This is a genomic window from Shewanella electrica (genome assembly GCF_022321485.1).
GTDB lineage: Bacteria > Pseudomonadota > Gammaproteobacteria > Enterobacterales > Shewanellaceae > Shewanella > Shewanella electrica.
The window spans coordinates 1-859 of record NZ_JAKOGG010000039.1 but is presented as its reverse complement, the minus strand read 5'-3'; the positions used below and the strand labels follow the sequence as shown (position 1 = coordinate 859).

Annotated in this window: 2 tRNA genes and 2 rRNA genes; all 4 read left to right on the top strand. The window is 46.4% G+C overall.

The window, feature by feature from the left end:
• Positions 1-137 precede the first annotated feature (137 nt).
• The 4 genes from L9G74_RS19850 (at position 138) to rrf (L9G74_RS19835) (ending at position 685) form a co-directional block, all read left to right on the top strand.
• A tRNA-Val gene (locus tag L9G74_RS19850) sits at positions 138-213 on the top strand.
• A 79-nt stretch (positions 214-292) separates the two neighbouring features.
• Positions 293-408 (top strand): 5S ribosomal RNA (rrf, locus tag L9G74_RS19845).
• A 79-nt stretch (positions 409-487) separates the two neighbouring features.
• Positions 488-563, top strand: a tRNA-Thr gene (locus tag L9G74_RS19840).
• Between the two features lie 6 nt (positions 564-569).
• Positions 570-685, top strand: a 5S ribosomal RNA gene (gene rrf / locus L9G74_RS19835).
• The last annotated feature ends 174 nt before the right edge of the window (positions 686-859 follow it).

Here is an 859-nt window from a genome sequence, read left to right as displayed (position 1 = left end):
TTGTGAGGCGTTTAGCTAACCTGTACTAATGACTCGTGCGGCTTAACCATACAACCCCGATGGGTTTTAAGCCTTGATAGAATAGAGAAATACTTGATTTGAAGTATGAGAACACAGCTTAAAAGAATTTGAAAAGGGGTCGCTTAGCTCAGCTGGGAGAGCACCTCCCTTACAAGGAGGGGGTCACTGGTTCGAACCCAGTAGCGACCACCATTTCAAATAAAAACTACTAAAATAAGCAGCTTTCCGAATTATTTTCTTCGCTTATAAGAGCGAAAGAAAACAGAATTTGTCTGGTGACAATAGCATTGTGGTCCCACCTGATCCCATCCCGAACTCAGAAGTGAAACACAATCGCGCCGATGGTAGTGTGGGGCTTCCCCATGTGAGAGTAGGTCATCGCCAGACGCCTAATTTAGATTTTCACTTTTTAAGTGAAGTCAAAAAGATTAGTTAACCTGCCGGTTGCAGTTAACATATTGATTTTGCTGATATGGCTCAGTCGGTAGAGCGCATCCTTGGTAAGGATGAGGTCCCCAGTTCGATTCTGGGTATCAGCACCAGATTTACTTGGTGACAATAGCATTGTGGTCCCACCTGATCCCATCCCGAACTCAGAAGTGAAACACAATCGCGCCGATGGTAGTGTGGGGCTTCCCCATGTGAGAGTAGGTCATTGCCAAGTTCCCATTAAGTCAAAAAGGCCACCCAAGCGGGTGGCCTTTTTGCATTCGGTCTTTTTTGTTTGACGAATGATAGTTGGGGACGGTTATTATGTTGCGAAGCCGTAAGCCGTAAGCCGTAAGCCGTAAGCCGTAAGCCGTAAGCCGTAAGCCGTAAGCCGTAAGCCGTAAGCCGT